General features: G+C 38.7%; 2 protein-coding genes. Both read right to left on the reverse strand.

The window, feature by feature from the left end; genetic code table 11:
- Positions 1 to 218: 218 nt before the first annotated feature.
- Complete coding sequence (locus DN393_RS20915) at positions 219 to 15,101, reverse strand: non-ribosomal peptide synthetase (RefSeq protein WP_149173828.1); 14,883 nt, start codon at positions 15,099 to 15,101, stop codon at positions 219 to 221.
- Complete coding sequence (locus DN393_RS20920) at positions 15,098 to 21,571, reverse strand: non-ribosomal peptide synthetase (RefSeq protein ID WP_149173829.1); 6,474 nt, start codon at positions 21,569 to 21,571, stop codon at positions 15,098 to 15,100. Before DN393_RS20920 ends, DN393_RS20915 begins: the two co-directional genes overlap by 4 nt.
- Positions 21,572 to 21,573: the final 2 nt, after the last annotated feature.

Consider the following 21,573-nt stretch of genomic DNA (forward strand, 5'->3'; position numbering starts at 1 on the left):
CTCAGTAATATCATCAAAGCATTAGCTTCTATTACAAAAAATGGAGAGCATTTACATCATTCTATGAGCAGCTCATATAGGTTTCTATGTCTCTATCAAGTAAATTTTCCATTATCCTCTTAAAAAGTAATACTCTTGATATATTCATTATTGCCTACACTTTATTTGCAGTTATTGGGCTGCCCTTTTCGTTCATAGCGTTGCATCTTTTGCACTCTCTACTTTTCAGTAAATGAAAGGGATGTTTCTTTTATCCCTTCAAATTCATTTAATAGGTACTTAGCTATCTTTTCAACTGCGGGGAAGTCTACTATTTCCTCATGTGATCCAGGGACAGAATACTTATTTACTCTTCCTTTTAATAAAGGTCCCCAATTTGTAAACAACTCTTTTCCTTCCTCAGCACTAAAGTAGATAACTTCTCCAAAGTATGGTATCAAATCATTCTCTGCCATTAAGTTCAGGCATTTCCTATGAGCATTGATAACTTGCTTCAAATTCATAAGATTTGCATCAGGCGGGAGTACTCCTTCCATAATTAATCGCTCCACAAGCATATCTTGCTTATGGACGAGGCCTTCTTCCTGCTCAGTAAGATCTCTAGGAATGAAATGTTCAGATATATATGAGAGCATATCCTCCCTTGTTTTACGATCTTGCTCTGAAGGTACTTTAGTATCCATTAGTACCAAAAACTCAACTTCCTCTCCTTGATTCCTTAATACAGTTGCAATTTTATAAGCAATTGCACCGCCTAAAGACCATCCTCCAAGACGATATGGGCCTTCTGGCTGAACACGTTTTATTTCTTCAATGTAAAGTTGAATTACTTCCGGCAAGGTCAAATCATCAATTTCTCTCTTTTCTATGAGAGGATTCTGTAAACCATAAAATGAACAGTGGTTCTTAAGCAATCTTGCTAGTTGAATGTAACAGAATACATTCCCCATAAACGGATGAACGCAGAAGAAAGATCTTTTTTCTGATTCTTGCAGTGGAACCAGCGCTGATACTGATTTCGTCATATCATGCTTATCACGAATAAGGCATGCGATTCCTTCCACTGTTGGATTCTTAACCAATGTAGACACCTTAATCTCTTTTCCAAACTTCTCCCTAATTTTTGAAACTAATTTAATTACAAGGAGAGAGTGTCCCCCTCTATTAAAGAAATCATCATTTACATAGACATCTTCTATCTGTAACAAATCCTGCCAGATTTTAATCAACTGATATTCAATTTCATCCCTTGGAATGATTGGTGTAGAGAAGTTATTTTCTCTTTGAATAGTTAAATTGTTCAATGCCTTTCGATCAACTTTTCCATTCGTTGTAAGAGGAATCTCGTCTATCTTAATAAAGTGTGCAGGAACCATATAATTCGGTACTTGTCTCTTGAGATATTCACGCCAATCATGCATACTTCCATCTCCAACTACATAAGCAACCAATCTCTGCTCTCCTAATTTATCCTCTGTTACCAAAACTACTGCTTCTTTTACCAATGGATGCCTCTCTAGATTCGCTTCAATCTCTTCAAGTTCAATACGAAAGCCCCTAATTTTCACTTGATTATCAATTCTTCTCAAGTAATCTAAATTACCATCAGGTAAATAACGAACCAAATCTCCCGTACGATATAAACGCTCTTCTTCATTAAATGGATGACGGATAAATCGCTCTGCTGTTAATTCTGGACGATTCAAGTATCCTCTCGCTATACCTGTACCACCGATATATAGCTCACCTGCTACACCAACTGGAACAGGTAACAAATTTTTATCCAATACATAAGTTTGAACGTTCGGTAACGGACGTCCAATTGTAACTTTCTTACTATCTGTTTGAATATGATAACACGTTGCATCAACCGTACATTCTGTAGGACCGTATACGTTATAAAAATCAATTTTTTCGGTCTCTACTAGCTGTTCCCATAATGACGGCATGATTGCTTCACCACCGACTAATATCTTACTTGGTACATGAACATCAGCACTTATTTCTAGCAATCCCCCATCTATAAGTAATTGAAGTAATGAAGGTGTCATATCAAACATTTCCAATTTATTCTCCCTAATATAGGACACAAATTGTTCCGGATTAGTGCGAACTTCACTTGGGATAATATATAAACTTGAACCATAAAGCAACATTTGTAATTGCTGAATAGATACATCAAAGGCAATTGACGCATTCAAACCGACGCGCATATTACTAGGTATCTCATGTGAGAAAACTTCTTTTTGTAAACCATAGGATAGGTTTATTACAGAATGATGCTGTACTAAAGCCCCCTTTGGATTCCCTGTCGAACCAGAAGTATAGATAACATACGCTAAGTTTTCCCCTGTTACCTCACATATTGGTGAAAGTTTGCTTTCTTGAGAAAGCATTGCTTGGTCCCTATCTAGGCAAACTGTCTTGATGTCTTTAGGTATCCATCCTAGTAATACCTCATTTGTAACTAACACTTTAATTCCCGTGTCTTCTAAAATATATTGCAGGCGGCTTTCCGGATTAGATGGATCCAATGGAACATAGGCTGCTCCAGCCTTCCAAATTCCCATGAGACCAACAACCATCTCAACTGATCGATCAAAGCAGAGGCCAACTAATGACTCTGTCCCAATTCCACATTTCTGTAAATGATGGGCTAATTGATTAGCTCTTTCATTCATCTCTCGATACGTTAGTTGCTGTTTATCATCTACCACTGCCACCGCGTCAGGTGTACGATTTACTTGCTCTTCGAATAGTTGATGAATTACATTCTCACGTGGATAGGATATAGCATTATTATTCCATTCTTCCAATAGCCTTCTTTGTTCAGCCTCCGTAATATATACTAGTTCCGATAGATTTTGATCAATGTTTTTGAGCATTTGCATTAACACTTTGTGTAAATGACCCAGCGTTTGTTCAATGGTTACTCTATTAAACTTACTACGGTCATACATTAACTTTAACGATAACTGGATTCCTGGAACTACAGCCAATCCTAGTGGGTAGTGGGTTTGTTCTACCCCTTTCAATTCACCAATTTCCAAATTTCCTGAAGATTCTTCTTTCACTGGATAATTTTCAAACACATATAAACAATTGAACAGCGGTGTACCTCTAGGAACCTCACTCCACCCCTGAATCTCTGTCAAAGAAGCATACTCATATTGTCTTCTTTCTATCTCTTCCTCTTGTATCTTCTGCAACCAATCTATTACTTTTATATCATCCATCAATTGAATTCGCGTCGGTGACGTTGTAATGAAAGGACCTACGATGTTTTCAACATCAATAATCTCCGTAGGACGCCCTGAGCTTGTTACACCAAAGACAATGTCATTTTCTCCACTATATCGGCTCATGAGATATGCCCATGCACCTTGAATTACTGTACTCAAAGTAAGTTTATTTCGTTTCGCCCATCCTTGTAACGCTTGAGTCTGCTCTTCTGATAAATAGGTAACCTTTTCTGTATAACCTTTTTCTTCCTCTTTACTTTCTAAGCCCAGCAAAGTTGGTGCAGTAAAACCTTTAAGCTTTTCTCCCCAGAATTGTTCCGCCTGCTCCTTATCTTGTTCCCTGAGCCATTGGATATATTTCTTATATGGTGAGGGTTTAGGTAACTTTACAGCTTTTCCATTCATTCTCTTCTGATAGACTGTAAGTAATTCATTAAAGACCAATGGTAAACTCCATCCATCCAGTAAAATATGGTGATGTGTCCAAACAATCCGATATTCTTCCTCACCTTCTTGAATGACTGTTACCCGCATCAATGGCGCTTCATCAAATTGGAAGGCTTGTTTTCGATCTAATGCCAAAAAGACTTTTCTTTTTTCTTCTATCTCTTTAGTTGTCATTGTACGCCAGTCTTCTTTGTTCACTTTAAATGGGATATTTTCATACACCACTTGTAATGGTTCTTCAATTTCGTCCCAAACAAATGCTGTACGAAAAATTTCATGCCGCTGAATTACAGATTTCCATGCCTGCTCAAAAGTAGGAATATCCATTTTCCCTTTAATCATAAAACTTAATTGCACTATATACGGTGCAACATGTTCATTCCCTTGGTCATGCAATGTGTGGAAAATCATACCTTCTTGCAAAGGTGATAGTGGATATAAATCAGTAATCTGATTGTTCTTTCCACGATTCATTTTGTTTAGTACATTTGTCAAACCTACTTGGTTAAGATTAGCCATTGCAAAATCCGAAATGGTCAGTGCAGATTCTCTATCTGAAGGTTGAATCAATCTGCTCAGTTGATATAGCATATTCTGTGCAATACTTTGAATCGTTGATTTGGCGAATTGTTCAACATTGTATACCCAAGTGAACTGAAGTTTTCCATTCGTTACAACCCCAATTACATCAATTACATGCGATCGCTTGGAACCGGCAGCATGATCTAAACGCTTAAATTCGTTCTCCGGCATAAACATTGCATCGCTAGAAAACATTTGATCAAATTGTCCAAGATAGTTAAAACTAATAGACGGTGTATGTTGAGAGCTCAATTGCTCACACATTGTTGCGTTCATGTAACGCAACACCCCATAATCAACACCCTTATTAGGAATTTTGCGAACTTGTTCTTTAACTGCTTTTAATGCTGCAATTGGCGTATTAGCACTAGTAATATTTAAATGAACTGGGTAAATACTTGTAAACCATCCCACGGTTCTCGATAAATCAACATCTTCAATAATCTCTTCTCGACCATGTCCCTCTAAATCTACGCTTAATATCGGCTGCCCCGTACATGCTGCTGTAGCTTGTACCAATGCTGCTAATAATACTTCATTGATTTGGACACGGTGAGTGCTTAAAGTCTCTTGCAATAACATACGGGTCTCATTCTCATTTAACACCACAGTAATTTCCTCAGTTACTGCGCTTACTGGATTACTTATAGTACCATCTACTGGCAGTATAACTACGTCTTGTTCACCCTGCTGCTCCCAGTAATGTAGCACTTCTTTTGATATTCCAGTTTCAGCGTAATGTTGTAATTTCTCCGACCATTCTTTAAAAGATGTACTCTTCATAGGTAATTGAATTTTTTGCCCTTGGACTGCTTGCGTATATGCTGTTTGCAAATCTTCCAATAAAATTCGCCAAGAAACACCATCCACGGCTAAGTGATGAATTGTCCAAAATAATCGGCCAGTCTTCTCACCTTCATCTAAATACACCATTCTCATTAACGGACCATCATGTAAATTCAATCTTTCTTGTGCAACATTAATCTCTTTTTGAATAACTTCATGCCAATCCGCTTCCGGCACTTCGTCTAATGAAATGACAGTCAGCATCAATTGTTCTTCAATTCCTTCATTCCACTGTTTCCAAGCCCCATTAGGTAAACGTTCATATCTTAAACGCAGGGCATCATGATGAAGTAGAAGGTTACGCGCTGCCTTTTCCAGTGATCCTATGTCCAATTTTTCTTTCGTTCTAAAGAACATGGATTGATTCCAATGATGTGGGTTAGGATGATTTTGTGCAAAAAACCTTTGCTGAATAGGTGTAAGTATCGTCTCCCCAGTTATAATTCCTTGTTCAGCTTGTACACCTTGTTCTTCTTTGACTACTAGCGCCAACTCAGCAATCGTTTGGTGTTCAAATAGTTGTTTTGGTGTCAACTGTAAACCAGCTTGCTTCGCACGAGAGACAATCTGAATGCTAAGAATTGAATCTCCACCAATTTCAAAAAAGTTATCATAAATACCAATACGTTTTGAACCTAGCACACGTTCCCAAATGATAGAAAGCTTATGTTCACGTTCATTTCTTGGGGTCGCGTACCCTTCTTGTGTTCCTTGATAATCTGGTATAGGTAACGATTTCCGATCAACCTTTCCATTTATGGTTAGCGGTAATTCTTTCATTTCGACAAAGTAGGAAGGTATCATATGGATTGGTAGTTTTATTTTAAGATACTCACGCCATTCTTCTAAACTGCCTTCGCCCACTATATAAGCTACTAACCTCTTATCTCCCGACTGATTTCCCCTAACTATTACAACTGCCTCTTTTATCAAGTCATGCTCCTGTAAAGTCGACTCAATCTCCCCAAGTTCGATTCGAAATCCTCTAATCTTCACTTGATTATCCATTCTTCCTAAATAGTCTATATTACCATCAGAAAGATATCTCACAAGATCGCCTGTTCTATATAATCTCTCGCCTTCTTTGAATGGATGAGAAATAAATCGTTCGGATGTTAACTCTGGACGATTTAAGTATCCCCTCGCTAGACCCGCTCCTCCGATATAAAGTTCACCCATCACACCAACTGGAACTGGCAACCCATTTCTATCCAATACATAAGTTTGAACGTTAGGCAACGGACGCCCAATCGTTACTCTTTCACTATCTTTTTTGATATGATAGCATGTTGCATCAACCGTACATTCTGTAGGACCATATACATTATAAAACTCAATTTTAACAGTCTCTACTAGCTGTTCCCATAATGACGGCATAATCGCTTCGCCGCCAACCAATACCTTACTTGGAACATGAACACCATCGTACGTTTCTAACAGTCCGGCATCTATAAGTAATTGAAGCATTGAAGGTGTTATATCAAAGATTGCTAACTTGTTCTCCCTAATATAAGCTACAAACTGTTCCGGATCACTTCGTACTTCATTCGGAATAATATACAAACTTGAACCATACAACAGCATTTGTAATTGCTGAATAGATGCATCAAAGGCAATTGACGCATTTAAACCGACATGCATGTTAGATGGTATCTCATGTTCGAAAACCTTTTTTTGTAAACCATGCGACAAGTTTATTACAGAATGATGCTGTATCAAGACACCCTTTGGATTCCCCGTCGATCCAGAAGTATAGATAACATACGCTAGGTTTTCTCCTGTTACTTCACATTTTGGTGAAAGAATGCTTTCTTTTGAAATCATTGCCTGATCCCTATCTAGACAAACTGCCTTGACTTCTTTGGGTATCCAACCTCCTAATGACTCATTCGTAACTAATACTTGAATTTCAGTGTCCTCCAAAATATATCGTATGCGACTTTCTGGATATGATGGGTCCAATGGAACATATGCTGCTCCAGCCTTCCAGATCCCCATAATACCAACAATCATCTCAACTGAACGCTCAAAGCAAAGTCCAACTAATGATTCAGTCCCAATCCCACATTGCTGAAGATAGTGGGCCAATTGATTAGCTTTTTCATTAAGCTCTCGATATGTTAACTGCTGTTTTTCATCTACCACTGCTACCGCATCAGGTGTACGATTTACTTGCTCTTCAAACAGCTGATGAATCGTACTTTCCCGTAGATATGCTACAGCATTATTATTCCACTCTTCCAACTGTTTTTGCTGTAATCCTGATAATATAGGCAACTTAGCTAATGATTTATCAGGATTCTCCACGATTACATTCAACCAGTTCCCAAAATGTTCAGCCATGGATTCAATAGTTAAGCTGTCAAATAAATCAGTTCTATAAACAAAAGTAAGTAATAAACCCTCTTCCACTTCTGCAGCTGTTAAACTTAAATCAAACTTAGCGATTGGAGCATTACTTTCCATTACTTCTATATTTCTTCCATGTAGTTCTGGTAGCTTCTGTCCCGTATTTTGCAAAGTAAACATGGTTTGGAAAATCGGAGAATGGCTTGTATTTCGTTCAGGTTGGATAACCTCTACAATTTTCTCAAACGGAACATCTTGATACTCATATGCCTTCAATGCTTTTATCCGCACTTGAGACAACAACTTTTGAAATGCCGGTGCATTACTTAATTCAGCTCGATAAACCAATGTATTGACAAAGAAACCAATCAGTCCTTCAATTTCTCGATAATTTCGATTTGCAATTGGGCTGCCAACAATAATATCCGTTTGTCCCGTATAACGAGCAAGGAAACTTTGATACGATGCCAATAAGGTCATGAAAAGTGTGGCCCCTTCTTGACGACTTAGTTCGTTTAATTTATCCAGTAATGGGCGCGATAACAAAACATTATGAGTTAATCCATGGTGGGTTTGCACTGGCGGACGCGGACGATCCACTGGCAACATTAAGACTGGTAACTCACCAGATAATTCTTCCTTCCAATATGCAAGTTGTTGATATAGTACTTCATCTTTCAACCATTCTCTTTGCCACTGAGCAAAATCGGCATATTGAACTGGTAGTGGTTCCAGATCTGCTTGTTTTTCACCAATCGCATTCTCATAAAATGCCATCCATTCTTGAAGTAAGATTTCCATCGACCATCCATCTGAGATAATATGATGCATATTACACAGAAGAACCCATTCTTCTTCTGAAATTCTTATGAGTTTCCCACGGAACAATGGCCCTTGTTCTAAATCAAATGGAGATTCGACTTCAGTTTGAATCCATTGTTCCAACTTTCTTTCTCGCTCCTCTAATGAAAGCTTAGTTAAGTCCATTTGGAGAAGCGGACGGAAAACGTACGGTTGAATCTGCTGCACAGGATGGCCATCCTCTTCATAAAATACAGTCCGCAAAGATTCATGACGCTCTATCAACTGATTCCATCCCAACTCCAATCCCTCAGGTAACCAATTCCCTGTAAGGCGGCATGCCATTGGCATATTATAAAGTGCACTATTAGGTGCAAATTGATCAATAAACCATAAGCGCTGTTGGGCATAAGATAGTGGAATATTATTTCCGCGTTCCATCGGCACCAATGGTGGAATTTCTCGTTTTTCGCTCCCCTTACGTAACTGATCTATTCGTTTCGATAATGCCTCGACCGTTGAATATTCGAACAGTTCACGTACCGGTAATTTGATTTGAAAGACTTCCTGTAAGCGTGAGACCACTTGTGTAGCAAGTAGAGAGTGACCACCAAGCTCAAAGAAAGAATCCTGAACACCAATTTCTTTTATTCCTAGCACTTGACTCCACACTGAAGCGATAAGTTCTTCCAGCGGAGTTCGTGGGTATACAGTATTTTCGGCGGATTGTTCACTAAGTATAGGCAATGCCTTCAAATCAAGTTTTCCATTCGGTGTAAGTGGTAAAAATTCCATCTCAATAAAGTTTGTTGGAACCATGTAATTTGGTAAATGTGTTTGTAGATGTTCTCGCCATTCATGTACACTTCCTTCACCAACTACATAAGCTACTAATCTCTTGTCACCTTGATTATCCTCTCGTACCAATACAACTGCTTCTTTCACAGAAGAATGTGCCTGCAAAACAGCTTCTATTTCTCCCAATTCAATCCGGAAACCACGAATTTTCACTTGGTCATCTATACGTCCATGGAACTGGAGATTACCATCAGAAAGATAACTTGCTTTGTCTCCTGTATAATAGAGACGTTCTCCTGACTTGAAAGGATGTGGAATAAATTTTTCCTTTGTAAGATCCGGACGATTAGCATATCCACGTGCAAGACTCTTCCCTCCAATATAGAGATCTCCAATTACACCAATTGGTACTAGCTGAAGATGAGAATCTAACACATAAACTTCTGTATTCGCAATCGGTCGACCAATCGATGGCGTACCTGTTGTCACTCCTACAGGTACATAACAATCTGTGGTAACAACGGTATTTTCCGATGGACCATACTGATTAATTACCGCAAAAGGAATATCGTTAGATGGGTACTGCGTTAATTGATCCCCACCAGTAATGATAAAACGAAGATCCGTTTTATCTGGCCAAGATAATTTCAAGAGCCTTTCCAGAATAGGCGTAGGTGCAAAGCTAGCTGTTATTCGTGAATCAATGAGCCAGTCCCTTAGTGCTTCTGGATTAATTCTCAGTTCCTCTGTTGACAAGTAGAGTGTTGCGCCAGCAGTTAGATACGGCCAAATCTCCTGGACAGCCGAATCAAAAGCAACCCCTGCAATCTGAGTCGCACGATCCTCTGCTGAAATATGATAAACTTCCTGATGCCAAGAAACCATATTCATTAATGAGCGATATTCAACCATGACACCCTTCGGTTTTCCTGTAGAACCAGAGGTATAGACAATATAGGCTAAGTTCTCTGGATTTATTTGACGTGTAGGTGCGATTACGCTTTCCACCGTTAATTCTTCTAACCTCACCATTTCGACGTGTGCGAAATGTCCTTCTTGTCCTTCCGCCGTCACTACAAATTGAATTCCTGCATCTTCAATCATGTATTCTAACCTTGATTTTGGATACAACGGATCTAAAACGACATAAGCTCCACCAGCTTTTAAAATGCCTAGTAAACTTGCCATCAGCTCAGCTGACCTCGGAAGATAAACTCCTACCACTGACTCTGGGGCTACTCCCTTTCGCTGTAAAACATTTGCCAACTGATTTGCTTGTGTATCCAGTTCACCATAAGTCCACTGTTTTGTTTGATCAACTACCGCAATCGCATCAGGACGCCTTGCTACTTGCTCCTCAAATCTGTCGCAAACAAGACCCTGATGAGACATTTCCATTACAGTGTCATTCCATGTTTCTAATAACAAAGTACGCTCGGGTTCTGATAGCATGCTCAGGTCATGCAACGGATTTTGTGGGCGATGAGAAACTTCATGTAGCCATTTCTCAAAGTGTCCTGCCATCCGTTCAATAGTAGTAGCATTGAATAAATCCTTATTGTACTCAAAAGTAAAAAGTAAACCCTCTTCCGTCTCAGCTGCCATTACACTTAAATCAAACTTTGCAATTGGACTATGGCTTTCTATCATTTCAATACTTCTACTAGATAACACCGGAAACTCTTGTTTCATATTTTGCAAAATGAACATAGTCTGGAAGATTGGCGAATGACTTGTACTTCGCTCCGGTTGCACAACTTCTACAATTTTTTCAAATGGAATATCTTGATATTCATACGCCTTCAATGCCTTTTGACGAACCTGATACAGTACATCTTGAAATGTCGGTCTACCACTCAAATTAGCTCGATAAACCAGCGTGTTAACGAAGAAACCAATTAGTCCTTCAATTTCTCTATAATTCCGATTCGCAATTGGGCTTCCGACCAGAATATCTTCTTGTCCCGTATAACGAGATAGAAAACTTTGATATGCAGCTAAAAGCGTCATGAAGAGTGTAGCCCCTTCTTTTCGACTAAGTTCATTCAATTTATCATGTAGCGTGCTTGGCAGAACCAGAGTGTATATCGACCCGTGATGAGTTTGTATTGCGGGACGCGGGCGATCCATAGGAAGTTGGAGTACAGGAAGCTCCCCAGACAATTCTTCCCTCCAATATTGGAGTTGTTGATCCAGCACCTCCTCCTTTAGCCATCCTTTTTGCCACTGAGCAAAGTCGGCATATTGAAACGGTAATGGTTCAAGTTCCGCTACCTTTCCATCCGTTGCTTTCTCATAAAATGCCATCCATTCTTCAAGTAGGATTCCCATTGACCATCCATCTGAAATGATATGATGTAGAGTACAAAGGAGTATCCATTCTTCCTCTCCCACGTGCAAAATACTTGTCCTGATTAATGGACCCTCTGTTAAATCAAATGGCACTTCTGTTTCTTGTTGAATTAAACGTTTAACTTCTTCTTCTTGATCTTCAGAAGAAAGCATAGTTAAATCCGTTTTCGGAATTGATTGAAAAGCATACGGTTCAATTTGCTGTACGGGTTGACCGTTCACTTCGTGAAAGACCGTCCGCAGTGATTCATGACGTTCTATTAGTTGATTCCATCCCGTTTCCAATGCTTCAAGTAGCCAATTCCCTGTAAGGCGGCATACCATTGGCATATTGTAAAGGGCACTATTAGGTGTAAATTGATCAATAAACCATAAGCGTTGTTGGGCATAAGATAGTGGAATAGCTTCTCCTCGTTTCATTGGTATTAGCGGCGGAATCTCTCGTTTTTTATTTCCTTTACGTAACTGATCTAATCGCTTTGCCAGTGACTCCACCGTTGTATATTCAAATAGTTCACGTACTGTTAAGTCGATTTGAAAAATTCCCTGTAAACGTGACACTACTTGAGTAGCTAGTAGTGAATGACCACCGATTTCAAAAAAGGAATCCTGAACACTAATGTTTTTTATTCCTAACACTTGGCTCCAAACGGAAACGATAAGCTCCTCCACTGGTGTTCTTGATGAAGTAATATCTTCACTTATGAACTGTTCTTCTAATTCCAGTAAGGCTTTCCGATTCACCTTACCATTTGGAGTGAGTGGCATACCTTCAATTTTGAAAAAGTATGCCGGAACCATATAATGTGGCAGTTGCTTCTTGAGATATTCACGCCACTCCCCAGTATCCCCTTCACCCACTACATAAGCTACTAACTGCTTATCTCCTGGTCGATCTTCCTTCACCAACACGACTGCCTCTTTTACAGATGAGTAATCATGTAAAGCTGCTTCAATTTCTCCCAATTCAATTCGGAATCCTCTAATTTTAACTTGGTTATCTATTCTTCCAATATATTCCAAGTTACGATCATTCATATATCTCACCAAGTCACCCGTTCGATATAATCGTTCTCCGTCCTTAAAGGGATGCGGAATAAAACGTTCAGTAGTTAAATCTGGTCGATTGAAGTAGCCACGTGCCAATCCTACTCCTCCAAGGTAAAGTTCCCCTGCCACACCAATCGGGACCACTTGTTGATATTGATCTAACACATACAACTCTGTATTATCAATCGGACGACCAATCGGAATAAGCATTGCTTCTTTTTCTAAATCACAATCATAATAAGTCACATCCACAGTCGCTTCAGTAGGACCATACAAGTTAATTAACTTTGTTTGCTGAACATTGTAAAAGATCCCCTTAAACCGGCGAACCTGCTCAGTGTTTAACGCTTCTCCACTAGTAAAAACTTGAATTAAAGACGAGACATCCCTTTTCGAATTATATAGTTCCATATAATCTAAGAAAGTAGATAACATCGACGGAACAAAATGCATGGTGGACACACGATATCGCTCAATATACTCCTCAATCACCGCAGGATCTTTCTCTCCTCCAGGTGGAAGTAAACAAACACGTGCTCCTACAAATGACCACCAAAATAATTCCCAGACAGAAACATCGAACGAAAACGGTGTCTTTTGTAGGATTGTATCCTCCTCGGCCAATGGATATTTTTTCTGCATCCACTGTAGGCGATTGATAACGGAATGATGTTCAATCATTACCCCCTTTGGATTTCCCGTCGAACCCGAAGTGTATATAATATAGGCTAAGTTATTTGCTGTTACTCCACTTACCGGGGCTAAATTACTCTCTTTAGAAATCATCACTTGATCCCGGTCTAAACAAATTGCTTGGATATCTTTAGGTAACCAGTCCTGTAGTGTTTCTTTTGTTAACAGCACTTGAATTTGTGAATTCTCCAAAATATATCTCAGGCGTTTTTCGGGATAACTTGGGTCCAGTGGGACATAAGCCCCACCTGCCTTCAAAATCCCAAAGAGACCGATAATCATATCAGGAGAACGTTCAATACATATACCGACCAATGATTCAGGTCCGATACCTCGTTTTTGTAAAAAATGCGCCAATTGATTCGATTTTTCATTAAGTTCTTGATACGTTAGCTTTCCACCCTCATAAACTACCGCCACTGCATCAGGTGTCCGTGCAACTTGCTGCTCAAATAGCTCATGAATCATACAATCATGACCATAAACTACGTCCGTATCATTCCATTCTTCTAGGAGTTGTTTTTGCTCAGTATCCGATAACATTGACAGCTTTGTATATGATTCATCTGGATGATACGTGATTTCATTTAGCCAGTTCTCAAAATGTCCTGCCATACGTGCAATGGTACTACTATCAAATAAATCCGTGTTGTATTCAAATGAGACAAATAGACCTTCTTCCACTTCATAGGCAGTTAAGCTCAAATCAAATTTAGCAATAGACATATTACTTTCTACCATTTCAATACTTCTATCAGTCAAATCTAGTCGTTCTTGTTTTATATTCTGTAGCGTAAACATGGTCTGAAATATAGGGGAATGACTCATGCTTCGTTCAGGTTGCACAGCTTCTACCACTTTTTCAAATGGTATATCTTGATATTCGTAAGCTTTTAACGCCTTTTTCTTTGTTTTGTTCAAAATCTCTCGAAAAGTAGGGGTGCTACTCAAATCTGATCGATAAACCAACGTATTAACAAAGAAACCAATTAATCCTTCTACTCCCTTATGGTTCCGATTTGCAATCGGACTACCAACTAGAATATCTTTTTGTCCCGTATAACGAGCAAGAAAGCTCTGGTATGCGGCCATTAAAGTCATAAATAAAGTAGATCCTTCTTGTCGACTTATATCCTTCAATTGACTGAGCAATTTATAAGGAAAAATCACATGATACGCAGCCCCAGAGTAAGTCTGCTTAACCGGTCGAGGTCGATCCACTGGCAGTTGTAAGATAGGAAGCTCACCAGACAATTCTTCCTGCCAATACGTAAGCTGACGATTTAGCACATCACCTTGCAACCACTCCTTTTGCCACTTCGCAAAGTCTGCATATTGAATGGATAATGAACTTAATTTAGCAGGATTTCCGCCCGTTTCTTCTTCATAGAAAGCAAGGAATTCATTCATGAATATACCAATGGACCAAGCATCAGAAATAATATGATGCATCGTAAACAGTAATAACCATTCATCCTTCTCTAATTGAACAAGCTGATTACGAATTAAAGGACCATTCATTAAATCAAATGGTTCTTGCGCTTCTCTCGCAATTAAACTATCTACCTCTTTTTCTTTTACTTCTAGAGGAAGTTGAGAGTAATCTCTTACAGGTAATGCTCTAGGAAGGAATTCGATAATTTGTTGCACAGGCTGTTCTCCTATTTCTTTAAAAACAGTTCGTAATGATTCATGACGTTCAATGATTCGATTGAATCCCTTCTCTAATGCTTCAGGTATCCAATTTCCTTTTAGATGCCATACTGTTGGAATATTATATAAAGAACTGTTTGGGTTAAATCTGTCCATAAACCACAAACGTTTTTGTGCATAAGACAACGGGAGTGCTTCTTTATTCTCCTTTTTTTGCATTTGCTTCTGAAGCCATGCTCTCTTCTCAGGAGAAAGTGAACTCAGCTTTGCAAGTAAATCACTTTTCATTTTTTTACCCCTTCCTGAATCAAATTACTCTCGAATATCCCTTGTGCTTCTTCCTCTGATAGCTCTTCTAATTGCTTAAGCAGTTCTAGTAATTCTTCATCATTACTGACTTCTGCTTCTTTTTGAATATAGTCTTGAAGACTTACATTCTCCTTACTATCATTCTGAATTTCTTGATTTTTGTTATAGAGCAATTGATCAATCTGTTCTGCCAATTGCTGCACCGTATGAAACATAAATAAATCATGCAATGGTATCTCGACTCCAAAAGCCTCTTTAAGATTGGAAACAGCTTGCGTAGCGAGTAGTGAATGGCCACCAATTTCAAAAAACGAATCTTGAATTCCTATGTTTTCCATATCTAAAACTTCATGCCATATCGAAACGATTGTTTTTTCCGTAGACGTACGAGGAGCAATATAACCACTTGCTATCTCCTGTCTCTCTGGTGCTGGTAAGGCCTTCCTATCAATTTTTCCATTAGGAGTGAGTGGAAATGCATTTAATCCAACAAAATAGGCTGGAATCATATAATTTGGTAGTTGATCCTTAAGATAATCACGCCACTTTTGAGCATCTCCATCTCCTACAACATAGGCAATCAAACGTGGATTGCCAGGATAATCTTCCCGCACCATCACAATAACTTCGTTAACTAGTGTATGCTTTTGTAATGTCGCTTCAATTTCTCCTAGTTCAATCCGGAACCCACGAATTTTCACTTGATGATCGATTCGTCCAACATACTCCAAATTTCCATCTGGTAAATACCTTACTAAATCTCCAGTCCGATATACTCGCTCTCCTTCTTTAAACGGATGCGGTATAAAACGATCTTGCGTTAAGTCAGGGCGGTTTAAATATCCACGCGCTAACCCTGATCCACCAATGTATAGCTCACCAACTACACCAATTGGAACCATTTTTTGTTCGGCACTCAGTACATATACTTCTGTATTGAATATTGGTTTACCAATTGGTGGTACCCTATTATACATGTCACCCTTTTCTAATTCCATATACGTGGAATACGTAGTATCTTCGGACGGTCCATATAGGTTGTATACCTTTTCGATCGTACTTCTCTCGTATAAATCTTGAACAAGCGAATATGGTAATGGTTCTCCAGCCAAATTCATCACCTTTACCGAAGAAGGAATTGTTTTTGCTCGAACCAGTTCCTTCGCTACCGATGGCACACTATTAACCAAAGTTACACCTTTGGTAGACAACTTCTCTAGATGTAGAGCATTTTCAGTGACAATCACCTTACCACCCATCGTTAAGGGAACAAATACTTCAAAAACGGATAAATCAAAAGATAGCGAAGTTGAAGCTAACACTCCCGCTAATTCCTTTCGGGAATACGTGTGATGCGCCCAATGAATCATTGTTACTGTATTCCTGTGCTCAATCATTACTCCCTTTGGATTTCCAGTGGAACCTGAAGTATAGATAATATAGGCTAAGTTATCGCCCGTCACTTCACTCATACATACCGTAGTTACTTCTTGTTCTATTTCTGCTCGATTACGATCAATACAAATTACGTCAACGAATTTAGGTATAACCATTTTTTGTTGTAACTTTTCTTGTGTCACCAGTACCTTTATTTGAGCATCTTCTAAAATGTACTGCAGTCGACTTTCCGGATACGCTGGATCAATTGGGACATATGCTCCTCCTGCCTTCATAATTCCTAAGAGGCCTACAATCATCTCAGATGAACGTGTAACACAAATCCCAACCAATGATTCGCAACCTACACCATTTTTCTGTAAATAATGTGCCAGCTGATTCGAGCGTTCGTCCAACTCTCGATATGTTAGTTCTTCATCTTCGCATACCACTGCAATTGCTTCTGGTGTTTTTTCTACTTGTTCTTCAAACAATGTATGAATCGCGCATGCTTCTATATCTATAACAGCTGGTTCATTCCATTCTTCTAGTAATTGCTTATGTTCTACTTTCGATAACATATTCAATTCTGATAATAAACATTTTGGATGAGAGACAATTTGATTTAACCAATGCTCAAAATGACTTGCCATACGTTCAATGGTTGTATCATCAAACAAATCAGTATTGTATTCAAAGGTTAGTGATAATCCTTCTTCCGTCTCAGTAACAAATAAACTCAAATCAAATTTCGCTACAGAAGCATGGCTTTCCATGAGTTCCATTTGTCTTTCAGATAGCTGAGGAAATTCTTGCTTCGCATTCTGTAAAGTAAACATGGTTTGGAATATTGGTGAATGACTTGTATTCCGTTCCGGCTTTACGGATTCTACCACTTTCTCAAATGGGATGTCCTGATAATCGTATGCTTTTAGTGCTTTTTTTCTTACCTGCGACAAAAGTTCTTGGAACGTCGGATTTTCACTGAAATCAGCTCGATAAACCAACGTATTTGCAAAGAAACCTATTAATCCCTCAATCTCTTTCACATTTCGATTAGCGATTGGGCTTCCAACCAAGATGTCATCCTGTCCTGTATAACGAGAAAGGAAGCTTTGATACGCTGCCATCAATGTCATAAATAAAGTGCAACCTTCTTGCAGACTTAAATCTTTGAGCTTTTCCTGTAGGGAATTCGCCACTATTAAGGACTGACTTGCACCACGATGGGTTTGAACTGCAGGTCGAGGACGATCCATCGGTAATTGTAAAACCGGTAGTTCCCCAGATAATTCATCCTTCCAATATTGAAGGTGCTGATTCAAATTCTCTTCTTTTTGCCATTCCTTCTGCCACATGACAAAATCTGCATATTGGATAGATAACTCCTTCAATTCCGCCGGTTTGCCGCTTAATGCTCCTTCATAAAAAGCCATCCATTCTTCAAGTAAGATTCCCATTGACCATCCATCTGAAATAATATGATGCATCGTACAAATGAGAATCCATTCTTCCCTGTCCACTTTCAATATTCGTGTTCGAATCAGAGGACCTTGTCCAAAATGAAATGGTTCCTCAGCTTCATTTTGAATGAGCCGTTTCATTTCTCTTTCCCTATCTTCCAAAGAGAGATCTGTTAGATTCGTTTGAGGAATATGTCTGAATACATGAGATTGAACTTGTTGAAACGGTTCACCCTCTTGTTCTAGAATTGTCGTCCTTAATGATTCATGACGCTCCAACAATTGATTCCATCCGACCTCCAATGCTTCAATTGACCATTCACCTGTTAAGCGACACGCTGCATGGATATTGTACATAGCACTATTTGGCATTAATTGATCAATAAACCATAGACGTTTCTGCGCATAGGAAAGTGGGATAACTTCTTCTCGTTTCATAGGTACAAGGGGAGCAACCTCTCGTTTTTTATCTTCTTTTCGTAACTGATCCACTCGTTTCGCCAATGCTTCCACAGTATCGTGCTTGAAAAGTTCACGTAATGGAATTTTAATTTGGAACAGTTCTTGCAATCGAGAGACGATTTGAGTAGCAAGTAGTGAGTGCCCACCACGTTCAAAGAAGGAATCCTGAATGCCAATATTTTCTGTTCCTAACACTTGACTCCAAACCGAGGCAATAAGCTCTTCCGATGGCGTCCGAGGTAGCAAATTTAAATCTTCAATAGCTTGCTCATCAGGTGCTGGCAAGGCCTTTCGGTCAATTTTCCCATTTGGAGTAAGCGGGAAGTGTTCTAACTCTATAAAGTGCGCTGGAATCATATGATTCGGTAATTGGTTTTGTAAATACTCTCTCCACTCTTGGGTACTTCCATCGCTTATTACATATGCAACCAATCGTTGATCACCTGGACGATCTTCTCTAACTAATACGACAGCCTCTTTAATAAACGAACATTTTTCTAAAGTCGCTTCAATTTCTCCTAATTCTATCCTAAAACCACGCATTTTGACTTGGTGGTCCATTCTACCTATAAATTCTAAATTTCCATCAGTTAGATATCTTACTGAATCTCCTGTTCGATATAGTCGTTCCCCCAATCGATATGGATGCGAAACGAATTTTTCAGCAGTAAGATTCGGACGATTTAAGTATCCACGTGCTAAACCAGCACCACCAATATATAACTCACCCTCAGTTCCTATTGATTGCAAGCGTTGATTTTGGTCTAATACATATAATTGCGTGTTCTGTATTGGCTGCCCAATAGAAACAGATTCTTGATTAGGCTGAATATCAAATGCATTCACATAAATAGTGGCTTCAGTTGGCCCATAAAAGTTGGTTAATTTCACTTGTCCACTATAATTCCATTTCTGTTGAAATCGTCTAACCAGCCCTGAACTTAGTTCTTCTCCACCAGAAAATACATGGCGTACGGACGAACAATTCATGTTCAATTCAATATGATTGAAGTGATCTAAGAAAACAGATAACATCGAAGGTACAAATTGAACTATAGTAACCTGATGTTGTTTAATCACTTCAGCTATAATAGAAGGATCTTTTTCTCCACCTGGAGGTAGGAAAGATACACTTGCACCAACGTGAATGCCCCAAAACAATTCCCAAACAGAGACATCAAATGAGAATGGCGTTTTCTGCAAGACCACATCCTTTTCAGAAAGCGGATATTTATGTTGCATCCATTCTAGATAATTAATTACTGAATGATGCTCAATCATTACTCCCTTTGGATTCCCTGTAGATCCTGAAGTATACATAACATACGCTAAATTTTCTCCTGTTACACCACTTATACATGGGGTTGTTTCTTCTTTTTCAATTGCAGTATAATCTTTATTCATACAAATCGTTTCAACATTTTCAGATACAAACAAATTTTTAGAATTCTCTTCCGTCACTAGTACTTCGATTCCAGCATCCTCTAATATATATCGAAGCCGACTCTCTGGATAAGTAGGATCAAGTGGAACATACGCTGCTCCTGATTTTAGAATACCTAATAACGCTATCATCATTTGTAATGAACGTTCTATATATACTCCAACCAGAGACTCTGAGCCTACACCACGCTTTTGTAAATAATGAGCTAGCTGATTTGCACGCTCCTCCAACTCTTTATAGGTAATTTGTTCATTTTCGTAAATAGCCGCGATTGCTTCCGGCGTTTTTTTAACTTGCTCCTCAAACATCGTATGAATCATGCCTTCAGCCGAATAATTTACTTGAGTATGATTCCATTCCTCTAATAACTGTATCTGTTCTTCCGCTGTTAAATGAGTAATTTCAAAGAGTTTTGAATCTAGGCTCTTCGTCATCTGAATTAATATTTGCAATAAGTGATTCTGAATCCGATTTATTGTTTCTTCATTAAAATACCTTCGATCATACATCAACTTTAAAGTAATTTTCTTACCAGGCATTACAATGAGTGTTAAAGGATAATTTGTTTGTTCCGCGCTTTTAACATCTAGTAATCTTAAATCATCATTTCTCTCACCTTGAATTGGATAATTTTCAAACACATACAAGGTATGAAATAAGGAGCTATTTCGTGGAACCTCACTCCACCCTTGAATATCTATCAATGAATTATACTCATATTGTCTTCGTTCCATTTCTTTCATCTGTATTTTACGAAGCCAATCTACTACAGATGTATTATCCGTTAATCGAATTCTAGTAGGTAATGTGTTAATAAATAGGCCTACCATATTCTCTGCTCCTATCAAATCAGTAGGACGTCCAGAGCTAGTTACGCCAAATACGATATCACTTTCACCGCTATACCTACCCATCAAATAGGCCCATGCTCCTTGTACTAATGTATTCAATGTTAATCGACTATTTCGTACCCACTCTTGTAAATTCTCAGTGAGTTCCTCAGATACCTGATAAACACACTCTCCATAGCCCTTCTCCTGCCCTTGATCCTTTCTTTCCATCGCTAATGGCGTAGGTGCATAGAACCCTTTTAATTCTTCTTTCCAAAATTCCTCTGCTTGACTTTGATCTTGTTTATTTATCCACTGGATATATTTTTTATAAGGAAGAGATTTAGGAAGATTCAACAATTCTCCCTTTATCATCTTGAGATAAACTTCCATCACTTCACTAAAGACCAATGAAACACTCCAACCATCTAGCAAAATATGATGATGTGTCCAAATAATTCTCGTTTCCCCTTCTACTTCTTTAATCGCAGTGACTCTCATCAATGGTGCTTCATCCAATAAAAATCCTTTCCTACGATCTGCAGTCAAAAACTGGTGTAATTTCTTCTCCTTCTCCTCATGCGAATGGGTACTCCAATCCTCTTGATGAATAGTAAAAGGAAGACGTTCGTAAACTGCTTGTAGAGGTTTTTCAACTTCCTCCCAAACAAATACTGAGCGCAGAACCTCATGTCGTTGAATAACATATTCCCAAGCTTTTTCAAAAGTAGCAACATCCAATTGCCCCCCGAGCAAGAAACCTACTTGTACAATATAGGAAAAAGAATATTCATCATCTTGATCGTATAAAGTATGAAACAGTATTCCTTTTTGCAAAGGTGATAAACCATATATATCAATAACGTCTCCCATTT

This window comes from Bacillus sp. BPN334, assembly GCF_008368885.1.
Classification (GTDB): Bacteria; Bacillota; Bacilli; order Bacillales; family Bacillaceae_G; genus Bacillus_A; species Bacillus_A wiedmannii.